This window comes from Vogesella perlucida (assembly GCF_979366545.1).
The window spans coordinates 51,486-77,473 of sequence record NZ_CEETRO010000004.1 but is presented as its reverse complement, the minus strand read 5'-3'; the positions used below and the strand labels follow the sequence as shown (position 1 = coordinate 77,473).

Annotated in this window: 25 protein-coding genes and 1 tRNA gene; 9 read left to right on the top strand and 17 right to left on the bottom strand. The window is 63.5% G+C overall.

The window, feature by feature from the left end; all coding sequences use genetic code 11:
- Positions 1 to 32 precede the first annotated feature (32 nt).
- Positions 33 to 1,685 carry a methyl-accepting chemotaxis protein gene (locus ACZ9XP_RS07020; RefSeq protein ID WP_147688563.1) on the top strand — a complete coding sequence of 551 codons (1,653 nt, stop codon included), beginning with the start codon at positions 33 to 35 and terminating at the stop codon, positions 1,683 to 1,685.
- 79 nt (positions 1,686 to 1,764) lie between these two features.
- Here ACZ9XP_RS07020 and tpx read toward each other — a convergent pair whose 3' ends face one another.
- The 12 genes from tpx to rplU all read right to left on the bottom strand — a co-directional run bounded on the left by tpx (position 1,765) and on the right by rplU (position 14,490).
- Complete coding sequence (gene tpx / locus ACZ9XP_RS07015; protein ID WP_465188200.1) at positions 1,765 to 2,262, bottom strand: thiol peroxidase; 498 nt, start codon at positions 2,260 to 2,262, stop codon at positions 1,765 to 1,767.
- A 172-nt stretch (positions 2,263 to 2,434) separates the two neighbouring features.
- Positions 2,435 to 2,836, bottom strand: coding sequence for a carboxymuconolactone decarboxylase family protein (locus ACZ9XP_RS07010; protein ID WP_147688559.1), 402 nt, complete (start codon positions 2,834 to 2,836; stop codon positions 2,435 to 2,437).
- Positions 2,837 to 2,861: 25 nt separating this feature from the next.
- Complete coding sequence (locus ACZ9XP_RS07005) at positions 2,862 to 3,755, bottom strand: DMT family transporter (protein WP_147688558.1); 894 nt, start codon at positions 3,753 to 3,755, stop codon at positions 2,862 to 2,864.
- A 154-nt stretch (positions 3,756 to 3,909) separates the two neighbouring features.
- Positions 3,910 to 5,367 (bottom strand): high affinity choline transporter 1, encoded by a 1,458-nt coding sequence (locus tag ACZ9XP_RS07000; protein WP_147688556.1) that lies wholly within the window; start codon positions 5,365 to 5,367, stop codon positions 3,910 to 3,912.
- Between the two features lie 454 nt (positions 5,368 to 5,821).
- A complete protein-coding gene (locus ACZ9XP_RS06995) occupies positions 5,822 to 6,691 on the bottom strand; it encodes an MBL fold metallo-hydrolase (protein ID WP_147688554.1) in 870 nt (289 codons plus the stop codon).
- 117 nt (positions 6,692 to 6,808) lie between these two features.
- Positions 6,809 to 7,546, bottom strand: a complete 738-nt coding sequence (locus ACZ9XP_RS06990; protein ID WP_438698444.1) for a M48 family metallopeptidase — start codon at positions 7,544 to 7,546, stop codon at positions 6,809 to 6,811.
- A 113-nt stretch (positions 7,547 to 7,659) separates the two neighbouring features.
- Positions 7,660 to 10,470, bottom strand: a complete 2,811-nt coding sequence (locus ACZ9XP_RS06985) for an ATP-binding protein (RefSeq protein WP_465188199.1) — start codon at positions 10,468 to 10,470, stop codon at positions 7,660 to 7,662.
- Positions 10,470 to 11,198: a hypothetical protein gene (locus ACZ9XP_RS06980; protein ID WP_017508671.1), complete on the bottom strand. Its 729-nt coding sequence runs from the start codon at positions 11,196 to 11,198 to the stop codon at positions 10,470 to 10,472. Before ACZ9XP_RS06980 ends, ACZ9XP_RS06985 begins: the two co-directional genes overlap by 1 nt.
- A 2-nt stretch (positions 11,199 to 11,200) precedes the next feature.
- Complete coding sequence (locus ACZ9XP_RS06975; RefSeq protein ID WP_465188198.1) at positions 11,201 to 12,472, bottom strand: hypothetical protein; 1,272 nt, start codon at positions 12,470 to 12,472, stop codon at positions 11,201 to 11,203.
- 50 nt (positions 12,473 to 12,522) lie between these two features.
- Entirely contained in the window at positions 12,523 to 13,728 is a 1,206-nt protein-coding gene (obgE, locus tag ACZ9XP_RS06970; RefSeq protein ID WP_147688546.1) for a GTPase ObgE, read from the bottom strand.
- Between the two features lie 162 nt (positions 13,729 to 13,890).
- Positions 13,891 to 14,166, bottom strand: coding sequence for a 50S ribosomal protein L27 (rpmA, locus tag ACZ9XP_RS06965; protein WP_017508668.1), 276 nt, complete (start codon positions 14,164 to 14,166; stop codon positions 13,891 to 13,893).
- A gap of 12 nt (positions 14,167 to 14,178) precedes the next feature.
- A complete protein-coding gene (rplU, locus tag ACZ9XP_RS06960; protein ID WP_017508667.1) occupies positions 14,179 to 14,490 on the bottom strand; it encodes a 50S ribosomal protein L21 in 312 nt (103 codons plus the stop codon).
- 193 nt (positions 14,491 to 14,683) lie between these two features.
- Between rplU and ispB the strand changes: the two genes are divergently transcribed.
- From ispB to ACZ9XP_RS06945, 3 genes are all read left to right on the top strand, one after another.
- Positions 14,684 to 15,655 carry an octaprenyl diphosphate synthase gene (gene ispB, locus ACZ9XP_RS06955; RefSeq protein WP_147688544.1) on the top strand — a complete coding sequence of 324 codons (972 nt, stop codon included), beginning with the start codon at positions 14,684 to 14,686 and terminating at the stop codon, positions 15,653 to 15,655.
- A 16-nt stretch (positions 15,656 to 15,671) separates the two neighbouring features.
- A tRNA-Arg gene (locus ACZ9XP_RS06950) sits at positions 15,672 to 15,746 on the top strand.
- 190 nt (positions 15,747 to 15,936) lie between these two features.
- Complete coding sequence (locus ACZ9XP_RS06945) at positions 15,937 to 16,770, top strand: DUF3025 domain-containing protein (protein ID WP_147688542.1); 834 nt, start codon at positions 15,937 to 15,939, stop codon at positions 16,768 to 16,770.
- Here ACZ9XP_RS06945 and ACZ9XP_RS06940 read toward each other — a convergent pair.
- Positions 16,716 to 17,921, bottom strand: coding sequence for a YihY family inner membrane protein (locus ACZ9XP_RS06940; RefSeq protein ID WP_147688540.1), 1,206 nt, complete (start codon positions 17,919 to 17,921; stop codon positions 16,716 to 16,718). The two genes, ACZ9XP_RS06945 and ACZ9XP_RS06940, sit on opposite strands and share 55 nt — an antisense overlap.
- Positions 17,922 to 17,982: 61 nt before the next feature.
- Here ACZ9XP_RS06940 and wrbA point away from each other — a divergent pair, with 61 nt between their 5' ends.
- Positions 17,983 to 18,573: an NAD(P)H:quinone oxidoreductase gene (gene wrbA, locus ACZ9XP_RS06935; RefSeq protein ID WP_147688538.1), complete on the top strand. Its 591-nt coding sequence runs from the start codon at positions 17,983 to 17,985 to the stop codon at positions 18,571 to 18,573.
- A 149-nt stretch (positions 18,574 to 18,722) separates the two neighbouring features.
- On the opposite strand, the gene ACZ9XP_RS06930 is transcribed toward wrbA, so the two are convergent.
- The 3 genes from ACZ9XP_RS06930 to metX all read right to left on the bottom strand — a co-directional run bounded on the left by ACZ9XP_RS06930 (position 18,723) and on the right by metX (position 22,202).
- A complete protein-coding gene (locus tag ACZ9XP_RS06930; protein ID WP_465188197.1) occupies positions 18,723 to 20,402 on the bottom strand; it encodes an AmpG family muropeptide MFS transporter in 1,680 nt (559 codons plus the stop codon).
- 64 nt (positions 20,403 to 20,466) lie between these two features.
- Positions 20,467 to 21,063, bottom strand: a complete 597-nt coding sequence (gene metW, locus ACZ9XP_RS06925; protein WP_438699006.1) for a methionine biosynthesis protein MetW — start codon at positions 21,061 to 21,063, stop codon at positions 20,467 to 20,469.
- The gene (gene metX / locus ACZ9XP_RS06920) at positions 21,060 to 22,202 is read right to left on the bottom strand and encodes a homoserine O-succinyltransferase MetX (protein ID WP_147688532.1); all 1,143 of its coding nucleotides are present in this window, start codon (positions 22,200 to 22,202) and stop codon (positions 21,060 to 21,062) included. The genes metW and metX overlap by 4 nt, the downstream gene beginning before the upstream one ends.
- Positions 22,203 to 22,384: 182 nt before the next feature.
- Between metX and ACZ9XP_RS06915 the strand changes: the two genes are divergently transcribed.
- The 4 genes from ACZ9XP_RS06915 (at position 22,385) to ybaK (ending at position 24,724) form a co-directional block, all read left to right on the top strand.
- Positions 22,385 to 22,564, top strand: coding sequence for a protein MIGRI (locus ACZ9XP_RS06915; protein WP_147688530.1), 180 nt, complete (start codon positions 22,385 to 22,387; stop codon positions 22,562 to 22,564).
- A 111-nt stretch (positions 22,565 to 22,675) separates the two neighbouring features.
- Positions 22,676 to 23,584 carry a protein-methionine-sulfoxide reductase catalytic subunit MsrP gene (gene msrP, locus ACZ9XP_RS06910; protein WP_465188196.1) on the top strand — a complete coding sequence of 303 codons (909 nt, stop codon included), beginning with the start codon at positions 22,676 to 22,678 and terminating at the stop codon, positions 23,582 to 23,584.
- Entirely contained in the window at positions 23,584 to 24,210 is a 627-nt protein-coding gene (locus ACZ9XP_RS06905; RefSeq protein WP_147688526.1) for a ferric reductase-like transmembrane domain-containing protein, read from the top strand. The genes msrP and ACZ9XP_RS06905 overlap by 1 nt, the downstream gene beginning before the upstream one ends.
- 31 nt (positions 24,211 to 24,241) lie before the next feature.
- Entirely contained in the window at positions 24,242 to 24,724 is a 483-nt protein-coding gene (gene ybaK, locus ACZ9XP_RS06900; protein WP_147688524.1) for a Cys-tRNA(Pro) deacylase, read from the top strand.
- Positions 24,725 to 24,733: 9 nt separating this feature from the next.
- On the opposite strand, the gene ACZ9XP_RS06895 is transcribed toward ybaK, so the two are convergent.
- Positions 24,734 to 25,936, bottom strand: coding sequence for a multidrug effflux MFS transporter (locus ACZ9XP_RS06895; RefSeq protein ID WP_147688522.1), 1,203 nt, complete (start codon positions 25,934 to 25,936; stop codon positions 24,734 to 24,736).
- Positions 25,937 to 25,988 lie beyond the last annotated feature (52 nt).

Here is a 25,988-nt window from a genome sequence, read left to right as displayed (position 1 = left end):
CTGCGGCCAGCTTTGATAAGGATGGATTTAAAATGACGCTTGTTAAACGGCTGTGGCTCACCGTTATCCTCACACTTGGCTGCCTGCTGGCGGTGGTGCTGCTCAGCAGCCAGCAGCTGTGGTCGCTGCGCGGTGACTTCGACCAGTACCGTAGCCGGCAGCTGCTGTCGGCCAACCTGCAAACACTGAAAGCCGAAGTACTATCGCTATCGCGTGCCGACCCGCTGCTGCCCGACACTGCGACCCAGCTGGCCAGTGTGGATAAAAGCAGCCGCCAGCTGATTGCCGCCATCGCCAGCGCGCTGCCCGCAGCAGAGCGCGACAGCTTTGCCAAACAAGCCAGCCAGCACTGGCAGGGGTACCACACCAACCTGCTGTCGGCCATCAAGATTGCCGAAACCTCGCCAGAAGACGCACTGTCCATCCCCGAAGAAGCCTACAAGATGAGCCTGCAGCCCCTGGCAAGCCTGATCGACCAGCGCCTGGTATCGGAACGCCAGCTGCTGGCACAGGCCGAAACCGCCATGCAGGGCGCACTCAGCCGGCTGGTGATGCTGGTACTGGGCCCGCTGGGCCTGGCCAGCGTGATTGTGGTGCTATCGCAAATCCTGCTGGCACGCCGGCTGAAAGGGCAGATTGCCGCCATGCAGCGTGCGGCCGACCAGCTGGGCGAAGGCGACCTGGCCGCCCGCCTGCCGGTAAGCGGTGCCGACGAGCTGTCGCAAGCCGCCCGCCATATCAACCGCTTTCTGGACAAGCTGGCCACCCTGCTGGCCACCGTGCGCAGCACGGCAGCGCAGAGCGAGCACGAGGCGCGCAGCATTCTGGCGCTGACCGGCCAGGTGATTACCGTGACGCAGCAGCAAGCCGACAAGGCAGAAAACACCCGCGCGGCAGCAGGCCAGATAGCCGGTAGCAACCAGCGCATCAGCCAGGCGCTGCAGCAGGCCGTGAGCCAGGCAGATAGCGGCAGCGAGCGCACCGGCCACGCCCGCAGCTTGGCCACCGGCACTGCCGACACCCTGCACAAGCTGTCCGTGCGCCTGCAAGGTGGCGTCAACGACGCCGAGCAGCTCAAAACAGCCATCCGCGACATTGCCCAGATCAGCACCCTGATTCGCGATGTGGCCGAGCAAACCAACCTGCTGGCGCTGAACGCCGCCATCGAGGCCGCCCGCGCGGGCGAAGCAGGCCGCGGCTTTGCCGTGGTTGCCGACGAAGTGCGCAAGCTGTCCGAGCGCACCGAAAGCGCCACCGCACGCATCTTCGACACCCTGTTGCGGGTCGAGTCCGCCAGCCAGGCGCTGGCCGCTACCATGAGCGAAGCCCACCTGGCCGGCGAGCAGAGCATTGGCGCACAAGAAACACTGAACAACGCGCTACTGCAAGCCGACCAGGCCATGTCGGCTTTCCGCCAGGCCATGAAAGACATCGAAGAAGCACGCCAGGCGCAGCACACGGCCAGCGACAATATCGTGAGCCAGGGCGACGAAGTGGCCACGCTGGCCGCCGGTATCTTTGGCCAGATGCAAACCCTGGTCCCAGCCATGGGTCGCCTCACCGACGCCTCACAGCAGCTGAACCAGGACCTGGCGTGGTTCCGCACCCAGCCGCAGGCCCAGGTTGGCCGCACACAGCCCCCTGCCCTGCCGGGCGATCGCCACGCCCTGGGTGCCGCCGCTTGAGTCACCCACCTTGACCTGCACAATAAAAAAACCGGCCAGCGCAAGCTGACCGGTTTTTCGTCTTGGCGACCTGGCTGTCTTACAGCACGGCCAGCGCGACGTCGTAGTTCGGCTCGTCGGCGATCTCGGCGACCAGCTCGCTGTGCAGCACCTGATCGTTTTCGTCCAGTACCACCACGGCACGGGCAGTCAGGCCGGCCAGCGGGCCGGAAGCCAGCTTCACACCGTAAGCCTCGGCAAAAGCCGGGTTGCGGAAGGTAGACAGGTTGGCCACGCCCTCGATGCCCTCGGCACCGCAGAAACGCTTCTGCGCAAACGGCAGGTCGGCAGAAATGCACAGCACCACCACGCCATCACGGGCGGCGGCTTTTTCGTTGAACTTGCGTACCGAGGTGGCGCAGGTCGGGGTATCTACCGACGGGAAAATGTTCAGGATCTTTTTCTTGCCGGCAAAGGCCGCCAGGCCCACGTCGGACAGGTCACCAGCGGTCAGGGTAAAAGCCGGGGCGGCGCTGCCCGCAGCCGGCAGGGTACCGGCTACGTCTACAGGGTTGCCTTTCAGGGTAACGGTTGCCATTGCATGTTTCCTTTGGGTAAGAACAGTGGGTAATGCCCAGAGTGTGGGGCAAGATGGCAAAAATTCAACCCCGCTGACAGCAGGGTTGGCCGCATTGGCCTTGCAGCGCGGCCGCCTGGCATCTGGCACGTTGCCCTGCCAGCGCAATCGTTAAACGACCTTGCACCGGCGCTTAGGGCTGCGCCTCGTCCGGCAGGGACAAGCCCAGCTCGGCCAGCACCTCGCGTGCGGCACGGAAAGCCTCTACCGCCGCCGGCGCACCGGCGTACACCGCGCAGTGCAGCAGTGTTTCGCGGATTTCCACCAGGCTGGCGCCGTTATTGATGGCGCCGCGGATATGGCCTTTCAGCTCCTGGCTGCGGCCCAGTGCGGCCAACATGGCGCAGGTCAGCAGGCTACGGGTTTTCAGGTCGATACCGTCGCGCTGCCAGGTGCTGCCCCAGGCGTGTTCGTTCAGCCAGTCTTGCAGCGGGCGACTGAAACCGTCCAGATCGCTCATCGCCCGCGTGGCAAACGCCTCACCCATCACCTGGGTGCGCCGCGCCAGCCCGGCCTGTTTGTCTTGCTCGCTCATGGTTTCACTCCTGTTAACAGAGGGGCTACTTGCCAGCCCGCGTGGCCAGCACCACGCCCGATAGTATCAGCCCGATACCGGCCAGGTGGTACCACTGCAGCGCCTCGCCCAGAAACAACATGGACAGCACGGCACCGAAGCCGGGCATCAGGTGGATGAACATGCCGGCACGCGCCGCGCCCACGCGGGCGACGCCCAGGTTGTAAAAGTAGTAGGCCGCCACCGACGGCAATGTGCCGACGTAGGCAAAGGTGGCCAGTGTGCCGGTGGTCAACGGGGTGTGGCGGCCGCTGGCCAGCTCGGCAGCAAACAGCGGTGCAATGCCTAGCAAGCCGATAGCCACCAGTACGGTCAGCAAGCCGATGCGGTCCAGCGTGGCAGGCAGCGGCTTGAGCAGCAGGGTGTACAGCGCCCACGCCACCATGGCCAGAAACACCACCGCGTCGCCACGGTTGATATCCAGTGCGGCCAACCTGTGCCAGTCGCCGTGCGCCACGATGAACAGCACGCCAATAAAGGAAATACCTACCGCCAGCGCCTGGCGCCGGCCGATCTTCATGCCGAAAAACAGCGCGCCAAACAGCACGATCAGGATAGGAATAAAGGAATTGAGCAGCACCGCATTGGTAGCGGCGGTGTACTGCAGCCCCCAGTAAGCCAGCGAGTTGAAGCCGGTCACCCCCAGCAGCGCCAATAACAGCAGGCGGCGCCAGTGCGGCAGCCACAGCGCACGCTGGTGCCAGGCCGGGCGCAGGCCGAACGGCAGCAGCAGGCACAGGGCAATGGCCCAGCGGGCAAAGGAAAGGGTCATCGGGGCGACACTGGCGTGCATGGCGCGGGCCAGCACAAAATTGCCCGACCAGAACAGGGCGGTCAGCGTCAGCAGCAGGTACGCAATACGAGGTGATGTCGTTTTCATGAAAGCACCATGCCATGCGCCGTGCCACCAGACAAGCCGGGGCGGCGCAACAAACTGTTCCCATAAAAAAACCGGGGCTGGTGCCCCGGTAAGACAATGGCCAGGCCGCACAGCCCAAAGCGACGGTCCCCTGCTGTGCGGCTGGTAAAACGCGTTACCCTGCCTGCGTTTGCGGCTGGCTGGTGCTGTGCTTGAGTGTATGCTGCGGCGCGACAAACTGCGGCAGCAGCGAACCCAGCAGCATACCCAGCACGCTCATCAACAAGCCCGCCAGCTGGGGTGGCCAGAAATCGGTATCCGCGGCAGTCAGCTCCAGTGGAATCCAGGTGCCCAGGCCCAGGATAATCGCCAGCATGGCGCCCTGCGTGGTGGCACGCTTCCAGAACAAGCCAGCAGCCAGCGGCACAAAGGCCGCCACCAGGGTGACTTTGTAAGCATTACCCACCATTTCGTAGATGGATGCATCGGAATACAGCGCAAACAGCGTGGTACCCACCGCACACACCAGAATGGCACCGCGGGTGGCCAGCAGGAACTCGCGGTCGCTCATCTTGGGCTTGAAGTGCTTGAAGATGTTTTCCACAAAAATCACCGACGGTGCCAGCAGCGTGCCGGATGCGGTAGACATGATGGCCGACAGCAGCGCGCCAAAGAACATCACCTGGGCGAACAGCGGGGTTTCTTCCAGAATCATGCGCGGCAGGATCATCTGCGAATCTTCCGCCAGCCATTTTTGCACCAGCGCCGGGTTGATCATGGAAGCCGCGTAAATCAGGAACACCGGCAGCAGGCAGAACGTCAGGTAAAACACGGCGCCCACGATGGTGGCGCGCACAGCGATTTTTTCGCTCTTGGCCGACATCACACGCTGGAACACGTCCTGCTGCGGAATGGAGCCGAACATCATGGTGACGGCGGCCCCGATAAAGGCAATCAGGTCACGCGGCTCGGTGCTGGTAATGAAAGTGAACTTGCCCTCGCCAGCGGCCTTGGCAATCACCTTGTCGGCACCGCCAGCCATGCCGCTGAACAGCCATACCAGGTACAAGAGGCCACCGACGATGATCACCATCTGGAAGAAGTCGGTGAGCGCCACCGACCACATGCCACCAAACAGCGTATAGATCACCACAATGCCGGCGCCGATCAGCATGCCCTGGGTGGTGGTGATGCCACCATCAGACAACACGTTGAACACCACACCCAGCGCCGTCAGCTGGGCGGCAATCCAGCCCAGATAGGACATCATGATGACCAGACTGGTAATCACCTCTACCGTACTGCCATAACGCTGACGGAAGAAGTCACCCATGGTCAGCAGGTTCATGCGGTACAGCGGGCGGGCAAAAAACAAGCCGACCAGCATCAAGCAGGTAAACGAACCGAATGGGTCTTCCACAATGCCGTGAAAGCCTTCTTCGATAAAGGTAGACGGGATACCCAATACCGCCTCGGAACCAAACCAGGTGGCAAACACCATGGCCGCGACGATATGGAATGGCATGCTACGGCCACCGGCCGCAAAATCTTTTGCGTTTTTAACGCGTGTAGATGCGTACAGGCCAATACCGACAGTAACGGCCAGATACATGACGACGAACCAGACAAGCATGTCTGAGTCTCCTTCTCCCAATGCAGTGTTTCGGCAAGTGTGGCCCCAGCCAGCCCGGGGCAAGCAAAACGGCCACGCTCAATCGGCTTGTTACTTTTGTTGTGGCGGCCATTATAGCCAGCCCACAACACAAACCGAGCAATTTATTAAACACAACGAAAACCGGACGGCAGCACAGCTGCCACCGGCCACGCCACAAAACCGCCAAAGCGCTGCTTAGTACGCCCGTCATAAATCTTTAAAAAACAAGGCAATAAGCTAGCTATTACAACCAAAAAGCCACAGCACTGCAGGGGGGATCCCCCTCGCAAAACTGTGGCTTATTGTGCCGTAAACGTGCGTTTAAGTGTCGTAGAATATGTTAAACATACGCCACACTTTTCCACTGGCATAAGAAAAAACCGCCAGGTCAAAACACCCCGTCCACGGCATGGCCAGACCGCAAAAAAGCACCCTAGCTATCCTGCCGCCGCAAGCTGCCCTGCCCTGCCATTACCGAAAAGCGCTGCTTTTGCGCGTCGTACAGGACCGGGGCACAGGCCACGGCCGGGTCATGGGTAAAAAACAGGCGGCCATGCACACCCGCCAGGCGCTGCAGCAGGCTGCGTTTTTCGTCGATCAGCTGCTCGGGAAAGCGGTCATAACCCATGGTGATGGGCACGTGTACCCACGGTGCACCGGGGATGAGGTCGGCGGCAAACACCACCGGGCCATCCGGCATGGGGATCTCGGCCAGCAGCATGCCCGGCGTATGGCCGTGCGACACGCTAAAGCGCCAGTCCGGCGGCAGGCAGGCCGGTGGCTGCTCGCCGTCCACCAGCACCAGACGGCCACAGCTTTCCAGCAACGCCACCAGCTCCGGCACAAACGATGCGCGGTCGCGCGGGTGCGGGTTCAAGGCCCGCTGCCAGGCCTCTCGGCCCACCACAATCTGCGCATTGGGGAACAACAACCGCGCCGGCTCGCCATCCCATGCGGCCAACAAGCCGCCAGCGTGGTCGAAATGCAGGTGCGACAGCACCACCACGTCGATATCCTCGTGGCTTAGCCCGTGCGCCGCCAGCGAATCCAGCAGCACGTGGTTTTCTTCCATCACGCCGTAACGCTCGCGCAGCTTGGGGGCAAAAAACGCCCCGATGCCGGTTTCCAGCAAAATGCGGCGGCCATCGGCCTCTTCTACCAGCAGGCAGCGACAGCATAGCGGCACGCGGTTTTGCTCGTCCGGCGCCAGCCAGCCGGCCCACACAGCACGCGGTGCGTTGCCAAACATGGCACCGCCGTCCAGTTTTTGTGAATTGCCCAGCAAGGATGTCAGGGTACGCATCGAAATCTCCCGAATCGGTAAGCCGCCATTGTCAAGCAAGTGCTTGATTATGTCATGTGCGCTATCGATAAAAAAACAGCCCGCCGTAGCGAGCTGTTCCGATGACAACACCGGGGATTACTTGATCAGCTTTTCTACCTTGTCGGCGCGGTCGCCCGCGGCAGGGTGGCTGGACAGCAGGCTGCTGTCGTTGCCGTACAGTGCGGCCAACTTGCGCAGCGCAGACGGGGCAGCGTCCAGCTTGTAGTTATGGCGCTTCAGAAAGTCTACTGCGTAAGCATCGGCATCGCTTTCCTGCGACTGCGAGAACTGCGCGTGCAGGATTTGCTCGCTCAGCTCACCCATTTCCGACTCGGAAAACGCGGCCACATTGGCGTTACCGCTACCAGCAGCGGCCTTGCGCGCGGCAGACGCCGCGTAAGCCACTTGCATGGCTTTCTTGCTGTGGCCCAGCTTCACGTGACCGATTTCGTGGCCGATGACATAGCGCACTTCGTCGTCGGTCATCTTGTCCAGCAGGCCGCTGTACACGCGTACGGTGCCGTCTGCCATGGCGAAGGCGTTTACTTCTTTATCCAGATACACCTTGAAGTTCAGCTTCAGGCCGTCTTCGCTGGTAAGGCCGCTCACGATCTTGGCCAGGCGTTTGGCTTGCGGGCTACCTGCGGCGGCGACCTTGGCCTGCTTGTCCATCACCTTGCTGGACTCGGCAGCCATGGCCTGTACTTCGGCATCCGACAGGGTGGCGGACTTTACCAGATCGGTACCGGCACTGAGCAGGCTGTTCAGGCCAAATGCCTGGGCAGGGCCGCACAGCGCCAGGGACAACAGGGAAACAAGCGCGAGCTTTTTCATGATTTTATGCCAAAGTCAAAAAAGAACGGCATTCTATTAACATGATTGATGAATGTCTATGCATTCATTATCAAATGCAGCATAAAAAAACCCGGCCAGGCCGGGTGGGGTGTTTACGACGCGGCATCCACGCGACGCCGGGTTTGCAAAATGGGCGGTGCCCACTGCTCGCCCGGGCGCTTCTTGCGCGTGGCCAGTGTCAGGCCGGACGGCGCAAAGATATTGATGTTGTGCGTGTTGGGCGTGGTAATCAGGTACTGCGCCTCGGTGGCTTTCAGGAAGCCGGCCACGCGGTCGATGTTGAAGATGTCAAGGTGGGCAAACGGCTCGTCGATGAACACAAAGCCGGACGGGTTGCTTTCGTCCATCATCAGGCCGATCAGCATGATCAGCGACTTCATCACTTGCTGGCCGCCGGATGCCTCGCCGTCGTTCAGGCCCATCAGGCCTTTCTGGTCGAAGTTGAACTTCAGCACCAGGCCCGCCTGCGCCAATAAGGCGTCGTCGTTGGCCAGCGTGGGCAGCTCCACCTCCACGCCAATACCGGCCAGCTCGCCCAGCCGCTTCACGTTGTGGCCGTAGGCGCGCACGGTGGCGCGCAGCTTGCCCAGGTAGGCATCGCGCGCGTCGCTGGTCAGGCCGGCAGCGCGTTCCACTTCGGCCTGGCGGCGCTGGCATTCGCGCGTCAGGCTGCTCAGGTCTTCCTGCAGTTTGTCTTTCAGCTGCAATACCGCGTCGTCGCGCTCCCACTCGCCTGCGGCCAACCTTTCTTCCAGATAGTTGATCTCGTGGCGCACGTCGGCGGCAGATTCGAACTCGTCGGCCAGCTGCGCCACAAAGGCGGCGTCCTGCGCGGCGGCCGGCAGGTGGCTGCGGCAGTCGCGCAGCTCGGCCAGATGGCGGCGGATGAGGCGGCGCGCCTGCGCCAGCTCGGCCTGCGCCTTGTGCTCGCCCTGCAGGCTGTCTTGCTCGCGCTGGCATACGCGGTCGTGGGCGATGCGGGCGTCGCTGTAGCGCTGCTCGGCGGCGTCGCGCTCGGCCTGCGCAGCGGCCAACCTTTCGCCCGCCTCGGCGACTGCCTGCTTCAGGCTGTCGGCCTGCGCCGCCAGCGCGGCAAATTCTTCGGCGCGGCTATCCAGCAAGCGGATGGCGTCCATACCGGACAGGTATTCCGCCAGCTGCGCGGCCTCGCGGCTCGCGGCGACCAGCTGCTCTTCGTGGCGCAGCATGGCCACGTTCAGCGCTTTCAGGCTGTCGCGCAGCGCCTGCAGCCGCGTCTGGCGTGCCGCTTCGCCAAAGGCAAAATCGTGCGCCGGCACGCCGATATGGCGCGCGCCACGGCGTTCGCGGAAGTAACCTTCCGGCGTGATCCAGTCGCCGTCTTCGCCGGCGCCGTCGGCCACGCTGGCCACGCGGCTAACGCGGTTCATTTGCTGGTACAGCCAGTCCGGCGCGTCGGCGGCAAAGCGCACCACTTCCAGCAGGCTGCCGCTGCGCGCACGCGGTGCGGCAGCGGTTTCCGGCACCACAAAGTGGCGGTAACGCAGCTTTTCACCCAGCTGCCAGGCTGCGCGGCGGTCGGCAGCGTCTTGCAGCAACACCACGTGGCGATAAGGCTTGAGCAGCGCCTCGACCGCGCCCTGCCAGCGGCTGTCGGTCACTTCGATAATATCGGCCAGCATCTGGTGGCCGATGCCAGCTTCGTCCAGCGCGGCGCGGAAATGGCGCACGTCTTCCGGCGCGCGCGGCTTGCCGCCTTCCAGTGCGGCCAGCTCGGCGCTGTAGCCATCGCGCTCGACTTTTTGTGCTTTCAGCGAGTCGCGCAGGCGCTCGTTGGCGTCGCGCAGTGCGGCCAACTTGTGGCCCAGCGTGGCGGCATCTTCGCCGTATTCGCGGCTGGCCAGCGCTTGCAGGCGGTCGCGTTCTTTCAGCTGGCTGGCGATATCACGCTCGGCGTCACGCGCCTGCATGAAGTCGTCCTGCGCCTGCTTGCGCACGGCCTCGGCGGCATTACGCGCCGCCAGCGCGCTGCTTTCGGCCTCGCGCAGTGTGGCGACCAGCTGCAGGGTGTCACGGTGCTGGCGGCGTATGCCCAGGTAGCTGCCCTGCAGGCGGCGGTAGTCTTGCCACAGTTTGCCGGTGGCGGCGCGGCCGTCGATCAGGCCCAGTACCGGCAGCGCTTCGTCGCGCAGGCGGGTGATACGCTTGCTCAGGCCGACCCACTCCAGGTAGCGGCTGGCGCGGCTTTTCATCATCTCTACGCGGCCTTGCAGCGCCTCTTCCTGGCGGCCCAGCGCGGCCAGCTCGGCCTCGGCGGCTTTCTGTTCGTCGCGGGCGTGCTGGTAGTTGGCCAGCACGTCTTTATCGCCAAACACCTGGAATACCAGGTCCAGCAGCTGCTTGGGGCTATATTCGGTGAGCTTGTCGGTGTCGCCCTGCTCCAGCGCCAGCACTTCGGCCACGGCGGCGGTAAGGCCGGCGGCTTCTAGGCGGCGGCGGTATTCCTGCACGCCCAGCCACGGCACGGTGTTGTCGCCAATGGCGTGGTCCAGCGCGACGTCGCCTTCCAGAATGGCGTAGTGGCGCACCCAGTCACCGCCCTGCTTCTTGATACGGCATAGCAGGGTGACTTCCGGCTGCAGCAGCGGGAAGAACGGCGTGGGGTACAGGCCGCCTTGCAGGCGGCGCGGGTTGTCGACAACGCCTTTCAGGAAGGCATACGGTTCGCGGTTGTTGCGCACGTAACGCTTGTAGTCGCGCTTGCCGGAGCACTTGATGGCCAGCAGCGTGCGCATGGCGTCCAGCAGGGTGGTTTTGCCGGAGCCGTTGGGACCGATGATGGTGACGATCTGCGCGTCCAGCGGCACGGTGAGGCGTTGCCAGAAGTCCCAGTGCACCATTTCTACCGATTTCATCTGGAACATCAGGCTTGCTCCTCGTGTGGCTTGTCTGTTTCTGCGCTGTCTGCGGCCAACCCCGGCGGGCCGTCCTGCAGCTGCTGCGCGGTGAGGTGCTGCGATAGCTGGCCGCGGCGCGACAGCACTTCGGCCAGCGCGCCTTCGATGATGCGCGGCGCCAGCTGGCTGTAGTCGATCATCACGTCCAGCAGCGGGCCTTCTACCAGCCAGCGGTTACGGCGTTGCAGGAAACCCAGGTTCACCAGGCGGCCCAGGTTGGCGTTAAAGCGCGTGCGCCCGCCCAGCTGCTTGCCAAAATCGGCGTACAGCGCATCTTCCGACACGCCGACCGACACGGTGTCGCCGGTTTCCAGTGGCTTTTGCGCGCCAAACATATCGTGCTGGCCTTCGTTGCCAGCAGCTACGCGCGACACCTGGCGTTCGCGCTTGGGCAAAATAATCAGCGCCCACACGATCACCAGCAGCGCCACGCCGTCACGCGGCAGGCCCAGGTTGTTGTTGAGCCAGGCTTCGCCGCTGCCGAATACCGGCTCGGTGAGCGCCGGCAGCAACGCCACGGCAATGTGCTCGGCGTAGGGGTTTTCTACCAGCTGCAGGCCGGCTGCGGCCAACCTTTGGTCCAGCTCCAGGCGGAAGGTTTCGTCCAGCAGCGCGCGGCGCGCCAGGGCGTCGCTGCGCGGCAGCACGCGGTGCGCCAGCAGGCGCGCAATCAGGGTGGTCAGTTGCTGTTCCATGCTCAGGGTTTCTGCGCTATCAGCCGCGCATCGGACAGCGAGGCGACTTCGGGGTGATCGGGGGTGATGATGCTATGGCCGCCAGTAAGCTGCAGCGGCAGGCGCGCCAGCGACGCTATCACGCTCTGGTCGCTGCTGCTTTCCGGGTCGCCCAGCAGCGACAGCAGCGACAGGCGGTAGGCGGTTTCGTTGTAGCTATCGGCCAACACTGCGTCGGCAATCGGGTAGCCCTGCTCGCCCGGAGCACCGTCCAGCCCCAGCTGCAGCAAGCTGTCGAACAGTGCCTCGGCTTCCAGCAGGCGTTCCATCTCGGGCGCGTCGGCGGCTTCGGCACTGGCTGCTTGCGGCAGCGCCGTGTTGGCCGCGGCCAACCTTTCGCGGCCCAGTAGCTCGAACTCGGCCACGTCGCCCAGCTCGGGGGTCGTCAGAAAAGCCGGCTCCACGCCGTAAGACAGCGCATTGCCCAGCAGCGCGGCCAGCGTGGCCCCGCCCTGGTGGCGCAGCCAGTCGGCAATATCGGTAGAGGTCAGGCCGGAGCTGCCCAGGTGCACGCGCTGCGCGGCCAGCTGCGCCAGGCGGCGCTCAAAGGTGCCTGCCAGCGCCAGCATGCGGCTTTGCGCCAGCGCAATGGCCTGCGCCTGGTTAAGCGTAGTGAGCGTAAGCGTGTCGTCGCGGGTCAGGTTGCGTATCACCTCGGTAGACTTGCCCACCCAGCGCCACACCGACTCCAGCCGGTGCTGCGCGGCGCGGATGCGGAACTCGGACTGGCTTTCCAGCGCGTCGGCAAACTCGGCGTGCAGCTCGTTCAGGCGCGCCAGCAGGTGCTGCATGGCTTCGTCCGACACCTGCCCTACCGACTGCCCGGCGGCCACCTGGCTGGTGAGATAGCCCAGCTCCACGTCGTCGCCGGCAAAGTCGATCAGCGTGGCCAGCGCGGCCAGCGCCACGCGGGCGCCTTCGCTTAGCGCGTAGTGGCCGCTGTCGCTGTCGTATACCAGCAGCTCGCCCTCGCGCAGGCGGCCCAGGATGGTGCCAAGCTTGGTGTCGTTCAGGTAGGCAAAGCGCTGGGCAATGTCTTGCGGCGTCCAGTACGGTGAATCGGCGCGGCTACCGAGCTCGCGCAGCACCAGCAGGCGCATCAGCACTTCTTCGTCGCCACCGCGAAACAGGGTGACAAACACCGCCAGGTAAGGCCAGGCTGCACTCAGGCGCGATAACGCCGGCAGGCTGTCCGGGGCCATGCCCGGGCGGAAAAATTCGGAAAGGGAATCCAAGGAAACAATCCGGTCTGCAGGAAACAGACCGGATTGTCAGAGGTGGGGTCTTACTCGTCAATGGCGACGGTATCGCCAGCGGCATCGGCAGCGGGCGCTGCGTCATCGGCCGGGGCCGGCTGGATCACCGCGGCGGCAGCTTTGGCCAGCTTGGCAGCGCGCTCGGCTTCTTCGGCTTGCTGGCGGGCTTTACGCTCTTGCTCGCGCAGTACCTTGATGTATTCGTTCATGGCGAATACCAGGTCGCGGGTACCTTCACCTGTGAGGCCGGAGATCACAAAGTAACGCTGCGCGTTCATGTCAAAGCCGAAACGGTCGTCCGGCTGCTGCTGCGGCCAGTCGTAGGCTTCCAGGAAGGCTTTCACCTTCTCGTCGCGCTCTTCTTCCAGCAGCATGTCGACTTTGTTCAGCACCAGCCAGCGCGGCTTGTGGTACAGCTCTTCGTCGTACTTTTTCAGCTCTTCCACAATGGCGCGGGCTTCGCTTACCGGGTCCACGGCTTCGTCAAACGGTGCCAGGTCCACCAGGTGCAGCAGAATGCCGGTACGCTGCAGGTGCTTCAGGAAGCGGTGGCCCAGGCCAGCGCCTTCTGCCGCGCCTTCGATCAGGCCGGGAATATCGGCAATCACGAAGCTGGAGGTATCGTCCATGCGCACCACACCCAGATTCGGGTGCAGGGTGGTAAACGGATAGTCGGCCACTTTCGGCTTGGCGGCAGACACGGCGCGGATGAAGGTGGACTTGCCCGCGTTCGGCATGCCCAGCAGGCCCACGTCGGCCAGCACTTTCAGTTCCAGCTTCAGGTTGCGGATATCGCCTACTTCGCCACGGGTAAACTGGCGCGGGGCGCGGTTGACCGAGCTCTTGAAGTGGATATTGCCCAGGCCGCCCTTGCCGCCTTTGGCCAGCACCACTTCCTGGCCGTTGAAGGTGAGGTCGGCGACCACTTCTTCGCTATCGGCATCGATAATCTGCGTGCCCACCGGCATGCGCAGGTACACGTCTTCGGCGCCCTTGCCGTAGCAGTCGGCACCGCGGCCGTTTTCGCCGTTGCCACCCAGGTACTTCTTCACGAAGCGGTATTCCACCAGGGTGTTGATGTTTTCGTCGGCCACCGCAATCACGCTGCCGCCACGGCCACCATCACCACCATCCGGGCCACCGCGCGGAATGAATTTTTCACGACGGAAACTGCAGCAGCCGTTACCGCCTTTACCTGCACGTACTTCGATACGTGCTTCATCAATAAACTTCATGGAACCTCCAGTATTACCGAGGAGTCAGGCGCAAACAGCCGCCAAAACTGCACTGCCAGGGGTTGGCCGCAGCCGCTTGCGCCTCACGCCTCAGAGCCAACGCGATTAGCTTAAACAAAAAAGCCCTATCACAAGATAGGGCTTTTTTTCGTCAACGCGAGATTACTCGGCGTCAACACCGGTGTACGGAACAACGGTAATGGTCTTGCGGTTGAACGAGCCTTTAACAGCGAATTCAACATAGCCGTCCACTTTCGCGAACAGGGTGTGGTCCTTGCCCATGCCAACGTTTTCGCCAGCGTGGAACTTGGTACCGCGCTGACGCACGATGATGGAACCAGCCGGGATCAGTTCGCCGCCGTAAACCTTAACGCCCAGGCGTTTGGCTTCGGAGTCACGACCGTTGCGGGAGCTACCGCCTGCTTTTTTGTGTGCCATGTCTGTTTATCCTTACTTGGAAATCGCGTCGATGCGGATTTCGGTGAAGTTTTGACGGTGACCCTGGTGCTTCTGGTAGTGCTTACGACGACGCATCTTGAAGATACGTACCTTGTCGCCACGACCGTGGGAAACAACAGTAGCCTGCACTTTTGCGCCAGCTACCAGCGGGGCGCCTACGGAAACCTGATCACCGTCCACAACCATCAGCACTTCTTCCAGTACGATTTGGCTGTCGATGTCTGCAGGTATCTGTTCTACTTTGAGTTTTTCACCAACGGCAACTTTGTATTGTTTACCGCCAGTTTTTATGACCGCATACATTCGTATAGCTCCTAATATTCTGTCAACGCGCGATGTGCGCGAAGAACGCAAGACTATACGCAAGTGATTGTTTGTTGTCAATTTTCTCGTCAAAACAACACTGTGTAACCGGGCGACCATGGCAAGAGTGCGGCCAACTCTGCTAATATCGCGCGGTTTTCCAGCCAATATCCCTATAAAGAACCCGGTCGCGATGTCATCCACTCCGCTCTTTCGCACGCTTACCGCCGACGACATGAACACCGTCGATCAGGCTATCCGCACCCGTCTGCATTCCGATGTTGTCCTGATCAGCCAGGTAGCCGAGTACATCATTTCCGCCGGCGGCAAACGCCTGCGCCCGATGCTGACCCTGCTGGCAGGCCGTGCGCTGGGCTACGGTGACAAGCACCTGTTCGAGCTGGCCGCGATGATCGAGTTCATCCACACCGCCACGCTGCTGCACGACGATGTGGTAGACGAGTCCGACATGCGCCGTGGCCGCCAGACTGCCAACGCCATGTTCGGCAACGCCGCCAGCGTGCTGGTAGGCGACTTCCTGTACACCCGCGCCTTCCAGATGATGGTCTCCACCGGCAGCATGCGCATTCTGGAAGTGATGGCCGACGCCACCAATATCATTGCCGAAGGCGAAGTGCTGCAGCTGCTGAACATCGGCAATGTGGACGTGAGCGAAGACGACTACCTGAAGGTGATCCAGTACAAAACCGCCAAGCTGTTCGAAGCTGCCACCCGCGTAGGCGCCATCATTGCGGATGCCACACCGGAGCAAGAGCAAGCGCTGGCCGACTACGGCATGCACCTGGGTACGGCCTTCCAGATCATCGACGACGTGCTGGACTACAGCGGCGACGCCGCCACCATCGGCAAGAGCCTGGGGGATGACCTGGCCGAAGGCAAGCCCACGCTGCCGCTGATCTACACCATGCGCCAGGGCCCGACCGAGGCCGCCACCGTGGTGCGCGAATCGCTGGAAGCCGCCAGCCGCGAGCGTTTCAATGAGGTGCTGACTGCGGTACAATCCTGCGGCGCGCTGGACTACGCCCGCGCCGAGGCCGAAAAAGCGGCCGAACGCGCCGTGGCGGCGCTGGCAGCCCTGCCCGACAGCGAGCACAAAACGGCCATGGCCGAGATTGCGCGCCTGTCCGTGGCACGCAACGCCTAGTACCAAGTTTCTGGCTGTCCCTGTAGTTAAATGGATATAACGGCCCCCTCCTAAGGGGCAGTTCTGGGTTCGATTCCCGGCGGGGGCGCCACCCCGACCTGCACGCCACCCTAGCGGGTGGCGTTTGTCTTTCCGAATGCGGAGTAATACACATGAACCTGCTGCAACGCCTTGCCCTGCTCGCCGTCATCGGCGTGGTGCTGTCTGTCGCCATCCACCACCTTACCCGCCCGCAAGCTGCGGCCAACGTCTCCGCCAGCCAGGCACAGTAAACCCGCGCCATGCGCATGATTGCCCAGGGCTGCCTGCCCACCGGTTTTACCCCGTGGCCGGCGCACCCGCTATACCGCAGCCTGGCACCATGGCAGGCGCTACAGCCGCAAGGTTGGCCGCAACAGGCCGACTTCGACCGCCTCACCGCCCACGCGCGGCAGCTAGGGCAGGCGCTGCCGCCGGGCCTGCGCTTTGCCTGCGACCTCGACCCCACGCTGTACTACGAGATGCACATCGGCGCCCACGGCGAGGTGCCCACCCGCACGCAAAACTGGCACGACTGGTTTGGCGCGCTGGCCTGGCTATCGTGGCCGCGCAGCAAAACCGCGCTGAACGACCGCCATGTACGCGCCATCGCGCGCGGCGAGGTGGGCCGCGGCCCGTTTCGTGATGCAGCCACGCTGCTGGATGAATGCGGGGTGATCGTGCCGGTGGCCGACCCGGCGCTGGCGGCGGCACTACAGGGCATGGACTGGCAGACACTGCTGGTAACGCACGCCGACGCCTGGGGCACACGCATCGATACCCATGTGCTGGGCCACGCGCTGTTCGAGCAAGGGCTGGCCATGCACATCGGCTGGTGCGGCAAAGCCCTGCTACTGCCGGTAGCCGCCGGTTTCTTTACACAGGGCTACGCAGAACGCCAGCAGCAGCTGGATGCCCGCCTGGCCGCCCTGTTGCAGGACGATACCTGGCTGGTACGCCCGCGCGAGCTGCTGCCGCTACCGCTACTGGGTCTGCCCGGCTGGTGGCCGCAGCAGGATGCGGCCTTCTACGCCAATACCGCTTATTTCCGCCCCACGCGGCGGGCAAACGCCGCCACCGAGACTTCGCCCAGCTGAGCCATGGTGCTGCCCAGCAGCGCTTCTACCTCGGCGGCGATCTCGTCGTCCTGCGCGTGCTGTTCCGGCCGGTACACAAACAGGCGGAACAGCTCGGCCAGGTCGATGTGCTCGGCACGGCGCAGTAGCGCCCAGCTGTCCCGCGAGCCGCGCTGCACGTAGCCGGCTTGCGCCAGCCGGTCCAGCACGCTGCCCAGCTCGTCGTAGCCCACTTTTACCTCGCGGCGCAGGTCTTCCGGCCGCAGCGCCTGGCCTTGTTCCTGGGCGCGGTCCAGCATCACCAGCACCTCGACTGCGTCCAGAAAGCGGCGGCGCGGCTCGTTACGGCGCTGCCAGGCACCGCCTTCCCAGTACGAAAACGACGCTGTCAGCACTGCGCCGGCCAGCACCACCAGCCACAGGCAAAACAGCCACAGCAGCAGGATGGGTACGCTGGCAAACGCGCCGTACACCAGCTGGTAGCTGGCGATCTGGCCAATATAGAAACCAAAACCCAGCTTGGTCGCCTCCAGCAAAATGGCCGTGAGCAGGCCGCCCAGCATGGCGTGCTTTACCGGCACATAGCGGTTGGGCACGATGCGGAACACCAGCGCCAGCACCAGCATGGTGAGCGTGACGCTGCCTACCGACTGCAGGGTTTCGTCCAGCAGCGGCGAAATGCGCTCGATATGCGTCAGCTTGAACAGCAGGCGCCAGCCCAGCAGGCCGCCACCCAGCGCCAGCGGCCCCAGCGTCAGCACCGTCCAGTACACCATGCTCTGCTGCAGCCACGGCCGCGCGCGGCGCACGCCCCAGATGCTGTTGAAGGTGCGCTCTACGGTGGCCATCAGCATCAGCGAGGTCGCGCCCAGCATCACGATACCGGCGGCGGTCAGCTTTTCGGCGTTGTCGGCAAACTGGCGCATGTACACCGAAATCACCTTGCCGGCAAACTCTGGCACCAGGGTGGACAGCAGCATCACCTTGAAGCGGGTGCTGTAGTCGGAAAACACCGGAAACGCCGACATCACGGTAATGGCGATCGTCAGCAGCGGCACCAGCGCCAGCAGGGTGGTAAAAGTCAGGCTGCCGGCTACCTGCATCACGCGCTGCTGCGCCAGGCGGCGGCGCAAAAAGGCGGTAAAGCCCCAGAAAGACAATGGCTTGATCACGATAAGTGGGGAATGTCAGGTAAAATTTTCAGATTCGCAATGTTAACCGATAGGAATGGCCATGCAGGAAATTCTGGTGCTCTACTACAGCCAGCACGGCGCCACGCGCGAGCTGGCACGCTTGATCGCCCGCGGCATCGATAGCGTGGACGGCTGCCGCGCCCGCCTGCGCACCGTGCCCAAGGTGTCTACCGTGTGCGAAGCCACCGCCCCGGCGGTACCGGACAGCGGCGCGCCCTATGTAGAGGCGCAAGACCTGGCCGAGTGCAGTGGCCTGGCGCTGGGCAGCCCTACCCGCTTCGGCAATATGGCCGCCGCCATGAAGTACTTTCTGGATGGCACTGCCCCGCAGTGGATGCAGGGCACGCTGGCCGGTAAACCGGCCTGCGTCTTTACCAGCAGCAGCACCCAGCACGGCGGCCAGGAAAGCACCCTGCTGACCATGATGGTGCCGCTGCTGCACCACGGCATGCTGCTGGTGGGCCTGCCCTACAGCGAGCCGGCGCTCAGCCACACCACCACCGGCGGCAGCCCCTACGGCGTGACCCACGTGGCCGGCAGCAACAATGCGCCGATCAGCGACGACGAGAAAAAGCTGGCCATCGCCCAGGGCAAGCGCCTGGCCGAAATGGCGAAAAGGTTGGCCGCGTAAACCAGCCGACCTTCGCACCATGGCAAGCCACTACCAGGCACCATACGCAGGGTAGTGGCCTCTGGCACACCACCTTACTGTCACGCAGTACCGGGCAAGAAAATGCCGCCCGAAGGCGGCAGGGTGTCACGCTAGCCCAAGCAGGCCTGCTAATCGTCCAGCGCCACCGGCCCCTTGGGCACATCCAGCGCCTGCACCCGCGCCTTCAAGCGTGCCAGCATCAGCAAGCCCGGCACCGCCGCGGCGGTAGAAAACAAAAAGAACGCCGGCCAGCCCACGCTTTCGGTGAGCACGCCAGACAGCGGCCCTACCCATACGCGGCCAACTGCGGCAAAGGCCGACAGCAGCGCAAACTGGGTAGCGGTGAACTTCTGGTTGCACAGCGCCATCAGGAAGGCCACAAAGGCCGCGGTGCCCATGCCGCTGGACAGGTTTTCCACCGCCACGGCAAACAGCAGCAGGTAGTCCACATCGCTGCTGTCTTTCAGCGCCACGATCAGCCAGTCGAAAGCGGGCAAGGTAAAGCTGCCCCACGCGCCTTTGCCCGACACGGCCACCAGCCAGAAACCCAGGTTGGACAGCAGCTGCAGCACGCCAAAGGCCATCAGCGAGCGGTACAGGCCCAGACGCAGCATCAGCGCGCCGCCGGCCAGCGCGCCGACGATGGTGAGCCAGATGCCGATCACCTTGTTCACCACGCCGATCTCGGCCTGAGCAAAGCCCACGCCTTTCAGCAAAAAGGTTGTGGTGAGCGCACCGGCAAAGGCGTCGCCCAGCTTGTAGAGGATGATCAGTGCCAGAAACGCCCCGGCGGCTTCCATGCTGAAATAGTTGCCCAGCGAGCGGTTCAGCGTATCAAACCTGGCCTTCTGCGCCGCCCACCACGCCAGCGGCAAAGTGAAGGCCATGCCCATTAGCAGGGATAGCAGATCCACCCACTTCTTCTGGTTCGGATGAGCCTTCTTGTCGCCCTTGTCTGCCGCAGGTTTGGCGGCGTCCGTTACTTTGGCAGCCACCGCGCTGGCTACCGGCGCTGCCGGCGCAGGGTTGGCCGCAGGGCTGGCAGGCGCATCGGCCACCACGGGGTAAAACGGCGCCACCACACGCTCGGCCAGCGGGGCGGCTACGTGGGCAGTGAACTGGTAGCCGATAACCACCGCCAGCAGCACGGCGGCAAAGCCTTTCAGGTCGTTGCGCGCGTCGCTTACCGGCGCCACATTATCTTTGGGTACCGGTGGCACCAAGAGCAGCGAGATGACCGCTGCGGCCAACATGATGCCGGCCATCACCTGATACACGGTACCCCAGCTCCAGCCGTTGCCATTGAGCGGGTCGGCCCACACCATGGCAATGCCACCGGACAGCACCATGGCCAGGCGGTAGCCGAACACGCCCAGCGACGACGCCAGGCCGCGCTCGGCAGGCTGCACCACGTCGGTACGGTAGGCGTCGATCACCACGTCTTGCGACGCCGACAGAAAAGACAGCAGCACCGCCAGCAGCGCAAAGCCTTGTACATCACTGGCCGGCTGCATACCGGACATGGCCAGCAGCACGGCAGCCAGGCCCAACTGGCTAAGCACGAGCCAACCACGACGGCGGCCCAGCCACGGTGGCTCGAAGCGGTCCATCAGCGGCGCCCACAGGAACTTGAAGGTATAGGGCAGCCCCACCAGGCTCAGAAAACCGATGGTGGCCACGTCGATACCGTCCAGCGTGAGCCAGGCCTGCATGGCGGTACCGGACAGCGCCAGCGGCAAACCGCTGGCAAAGCCCAGCACCCAGATCATCAGCATGCGCCACGCGCCCAGCTGCCGGATATCGCGCATGCGCGCCTCCCGTTTTGTTGTTATCGATAAAAAATGGCGCCGAAGCGCCATCACTGCTGCGGCCTTAGCCGCGCGTCACGCGGTAAAACGCCAGACTGCCGCGCAAATTGGGCAGGAAGTGTACACGCCGCCCGCCGGTCATCACCACCCGCTCTACGACGCGCAGGCCGTTTTTGGCGCACAGCGCGTCAAAGTCGCCCAGCATGCACCAGTGGATGTTGGGGGTGTTGTACCACTGGTAAGGCATGTCGTCGGATACCGGCATGCGGCCTTTCAGAATCTGCCAGCGGTTTTCCCAGTAACCGAAGTTGGGGAAGGTCACAATGGCTTCGCGGCCAACGCGCAGCATCTCCAGCAAAATCTGCTCGGTGTTGTGCATGGCCTGGATGGTTTGCGACAGCACCACGTGGTCGAAACGCTGGTCTTCGAACTCGGCCAGGCCGGCTTCCAGGTCACCCTGGATGGCGTTAACGTTGGCCGCCACGCAGCGCACCACGTTGTTCACGTCGAAATCCACACCATAGGCAGACACCTGTTTATGGGCCTGCAGCCAGGCCAGCAGGTCGCCTTCGCCGCAACCCAGGTCGAGTACGCGGCTACGCGGCGTGACCCAGTCGGCGATCATTTGCAGGTCGGGGCGCAGGCTGGCGGGGGCGCTCATGCTGCCACCTCCTTCGCCACGCGCTGCAGGTAGGCACGCATCAGGTTCATATAGGGTTCGTCGGTCATCAGGAAGGCATCGTGGCCGTGTACGGATTCGATTTCGGCGTAGGACACGCGCTTGCCGGCGGCGATCAGCGCCTTCACCGTTTCACGCGAGCGTTCGGGCGAGAAGCGCCAGTCGCTGGTAAAGCTGGCCACCATGAAGCTGGCGGTGGCGCGCTGCAGTGCGGCCACCAGGTCGCCGTCGTAGTCTTTTGCCGGGTCGAAGTAGTCCAGCGCCTTGGTCATCAGCAGGTAGGTGTTGGCGTCAAAGTAGTCGGAGAACTTGTCGCCCTGGTAACGCAGGTAGCTCTCGATCTCGAACTCCACGTCGTAGCCGAACTTGTACTCGCCCGAGCGCAGCATGCGGCCGAATTTCTCGCCCATGCCGTCGTCGGACAAATAGGTAATGTGGCCCAGCATGCGCGCCAGGCGCAGGCCGCGGCGCGGGATGGTGCCCTGGGCGTAAAAATCGCCGCCGCAGAAATCGGGGTCGGTAATGATGGCCTGACGCGCTACGTCGTTAAAGGCGATGTTCTGCGCCGACAGCTTGGGCGCCGAGGCAATCACCAGCGCGTTGGCCACGCGGTCGGGGTAGTTGATCGCCCACTGCAGCGCCTGCATGCCACCCAGGCTACCGCCGATCACTGCCGCCCAGCGCGCCACGCCCAGGCGGTCGGCCAGGCGGGCTTGCGCGGTGACCCAGTCGGGCACGGTGACCACGGGAAAGCGCGAGCCCCAGGGTTGGCCAGTAGCCGGGTCGATACTGGACGGGCCGGTACTGCCGTGGCAGCCGCCCAGGTTATTGACGCCCACCACAAAAAAACGGTTGGTATCGATGGGCTTGCCGGGGCCGATCATATTGTCCCACCAGCCGGCGGCTTTATCGTCTTCGCTATAGCGGCCTGCCACATGGTGGTGGCCGGACAGCGCGTGGCAGATCAGGATGGCGTTACTGCCTGCGGCGTTCAGCTGGCCGTAGGTTTCAAATACCAGCTCGTAGCTGGGCAGCACCGTACCGCCGGCAAGCGGCAGGGGTGTGTCGAACAGCGCGCGTTGTGCGCTGACAATACCGACAGAGGATGCGTTACTGGACATGGTTGTCTCTTTGATAGTCGGCCAGGGGCGGGTAGCGTGGCTACGGGTGGCCTTTGCGGCTCTGCCGCCCCTTTTTTCAAGGCTTCTCCCGGGCAATGCTGCGATTATATAGGCATCGCTGGCTTGCGCACCTGTCCTGTCGCTGCCAATAATCGTGCCCTCCCTGCTGATGGATGCTTTTGATGATAGGTCGCCTGTTTCGTCTGGCCCTGCTGTGCCTGGTGCTGGTGATGGTGGTGCGCTGGCTGCTGAACCGCCGGCAACGCGCCAGCGTGCACGAGTTTGTGCATACCTTGGCCATTGCCCTGCTGGTGAGCGGGGTGCTGTTTCTGGGCCTGGCGCTGGCAGGCATCCGCCTGTAGGCGCATGCTGGGCACAGCGGCCACCGGCCGCCCGAGAATTTTTCTGCCACGGGCCTGTCAGAAAGCCGGCTGCCACACGACTGATTGTCGATTCCCTCTGGAGCCCACGCCATGCTGATACGCCGCGCCACCGACATCCTGCCATCCGAGATTACCCCGCACAGTGTGTACCTGAACCGCCGCCAGTTCATGCTGGGCAGCGCAGGCCTGCTGCTGCCGGTGGCGTCCATTGCGGCGCTGCCGGCCAGCAAGAGCCGCTATTCCACCACGGACAAACCCAATAGCCGCCAGGACATCACCAGCTACAACAATTACTACGAGTTTGGCACCGGCAAGGACGAGCCGGCGCAGTACGCCGGGCGCCTGAAAACCCGGCCATGGACGGTGGCCGTGGGCGGCGAAGCGGGCAAGCCGCGCAGCTTCAGCATCGAGGAGCTGCTGAAGTTTCCACTGGAAGAGCGCATCTACCGCCTGCGCTGTGTGGAAGGCTGGAGCATGGTGATACCGTGGGTGGGCTTCCCGCTGGCCAGCTTGCTCAAACAGGTGGACCCTACCAGCCGCGCCAAATACGTGGCGTTCGAAACCGCGCTGCGCCCGGGCGAGATGCCCGGCGTGGCGCGCCGCGTACTGGACTGGCCCTACCGCGAAGGCTTGCGCATCGATGAAGCCATGCACCCGCTCACCATCCTGGCGGTGGGCCTGTACGGCGAGGCGCTACCCGGCCAGAACGGCGCGCCGGTGCGCCTGGTGGTGCCGTGGAAGTACGGTTTCAAGAGCATCAAGTCCATCAGCCGCATCACGCTGCTGGAAAAACAGCCACCCACCAGCTGGAATATGGCCGCCCCCAACGAGTACGGCTTTTACTCTAACGTGAACCCGGCGGTAGACCACCCGCGCTGGAGCCAGGCCAGCGAGCGCCGCATCGGCGAGTTCCTCAAGCGCAAAACCCTGCCGTTCAACGGCTACGCCGACCAGGTAGCCGGGCTGTACCGCGGCATGGATCTGGTGAAAAACTTCTGATGCGGCCAACCTTGCTCTATAACCCCTCCCCGGCCACCATTGGCCGCATCAAGGTGCTGCTGTTCGTGCTGTGCCTGCTGCCGCTGGCCGCCAGCCTGTGGCAAGCCTTGAGCGGCCAGGCGGTGAACCCGGTAGAAACGCTCACCCGCGACAGCGGCAGCTGGGCGCTGAACCTGCTGCTGGCCGGGCTGGCCATCACCCCGCTGCGCCGCCTGGGCGCGCCGGGCTGGCTGCTGCGCCTGCGCCGCATGCTGGGGCTGTACGCCTTTTTTTACGCCAGCGTGCACCTGCTGATCTACCTGTGGCTGGACCAGCTGTTCGACTGGGGCGCCATCGGCCACGACATCATCAAGCGCCCGTTCATTACCGTGGGCATGGCGGCGTTTGCCCTGCTGCTACCGCTGGCCATCACCTCTACCGACGGCTGGCTGCGGCGGCTGAAACGGCGCTGGGGCCAGCTGCACCGGCTGGTTTACCCGCTGGCCGTGCTGGCGGTGGTTCACTACCTGTGGCTAGTGAAGCGCGACCTGACCGAGCCGCTGCTGTACGCCGCGGTGCTGGCGCTGCTGCTGGGCCTGCGCCTGTGGTGGCGCTTGCGGCCAACCCTGGGCCGGCAGGTACAATAGCGCCCTGTCCTACCCTGCCCTATCGATAACCATGTCCAAGGAAAAAGCCCCGGTCACCCAGGCCGTGCGCATGCTGCGCGAACACCAGGTGGCCTACACCGAGCATCTGTACAAATACGAAGAAAAAGGCGGCACCCGCGTGTCGGCCCGCGAGCTGGGCGTAGACGAGCACGCGGTGATCAAAACCCTGGTGATGGAAGACGAACAGCGCAAGCCGCTGATTGTGCTGATGCACGGCGACTGCGAGGTGGCCACCGGCATGCTGGCCAAGCAGATAGGCGCCAAGAAAATTACCCCCTGCGACCCGAAAACCGCCGACAAACACAGTGGCTACCAGGTGGGCGGCACCAGCCCGTTTGGCACCAAGAGCAAGATGCCGGTATACATGGCAGCCGGCATTGCCACACTGCCGCGCATCTACATCAATGGCGGCAAACGCGGCTTTCTGGTGGGTATGGCGCCTGCCGAGCTGCAGCGCGTGCTGCAGCCGGTGCTGGTCGACGCCAGCGCCTGAGCGCGGCGGCTACACCGGCCGCTGGATACGGCGGCGGTAGGCGCTGCGCAACACAAAACCCGCCACCAGAAACACCAGCATGGTCAGCGCCAGGCTTTGCACGCTACCCCACACCAGCGGTGAAATCACCCCCGCCAGCAGGGTGGAAAACATGGTCTGCACAAAACCCTGCACCGACGATACCGTACCGCGCAGGTGCGGAAACTGGTCCATCAGCGTGAGCGTCATCGACGGCGCCGACATCGACATGCCCGTGGTGTACAGCGCCAGCGGCAGCACGGCCCACGGCACCGCCGGTGTCAGCAGGAACGCCTGCAGCAGGTTGGCCGCAGTGGCGGTAAACATCAGCGTGTAGCCAATATTGACGATGGTGCGGGTATCGCGCCGCCCCGCCAGCTTGCCGGACAAAAACGCGCCAAACATGATGCCGGACACGATAGGGCCGAACATCCACAGAAAGTCGTTATGCCCCAGCCCCAGGTGCTGCATGACAAACACCGGTGCCGACGGAATGTACACAAAAAAGCCGGCAAAATTGCACGACACCGCCAGCGCCAGCAGCTGGAATTCGCGCTTGCGGCCAACTTCCAGGTAGTTGGCCAGCAGCTGCCGCCAGGCAAACGGCGTACGCGCGGCGACCGGGTGGGTTTCCGGCATGGCCCGCCAGCACACGGCAAAAATCGTGAGCCCCAGCAGGGCCAGAAACACAAAGATGGACCGCCAGCCCAGTGCGCCAAACAGCAAACCGCCCACCAGCGGTGCCACCGCGGGTGACAGCGAAAACAGCATGGTGACCTGCGACATCATGCGCTGCGCATCATGGCCGTGGAAGGTATCGCGGATAATGGCCCGCCCCACCACCAGCCCCGCACCGCCACACAGGCCCTGCAGGCCACGGAACAGCAGCAAGGTGCCCAGGTTGGGCGCCAGCGCGCAGCCTACCGACGCCACGGCGAACACCAGCGTGGAGGCCAGAATCACCGCGCGGCGGCCTACCGAGTCGGAAATGGCGCCGTGCCACAGCATCATCACCGCGTAGCAAAACAGGTAGATCGACAGCGTTTGCTGCATTTCGATAGGAGATGCGCGCAGCGACGCGCCCATATCGTGCATGGCCGGCAAAAAGGTATCGATGGAAAACGGCCCCAGCGATGCCAATGCGGCCAACATCAGCGCCAGCACGCCAAAACGGCGGTTTGATGAATCAGACATGTGAAAAAAGACTTTCTTGCCCAGAAAACTGCGATATAAAAGTGACACTCTC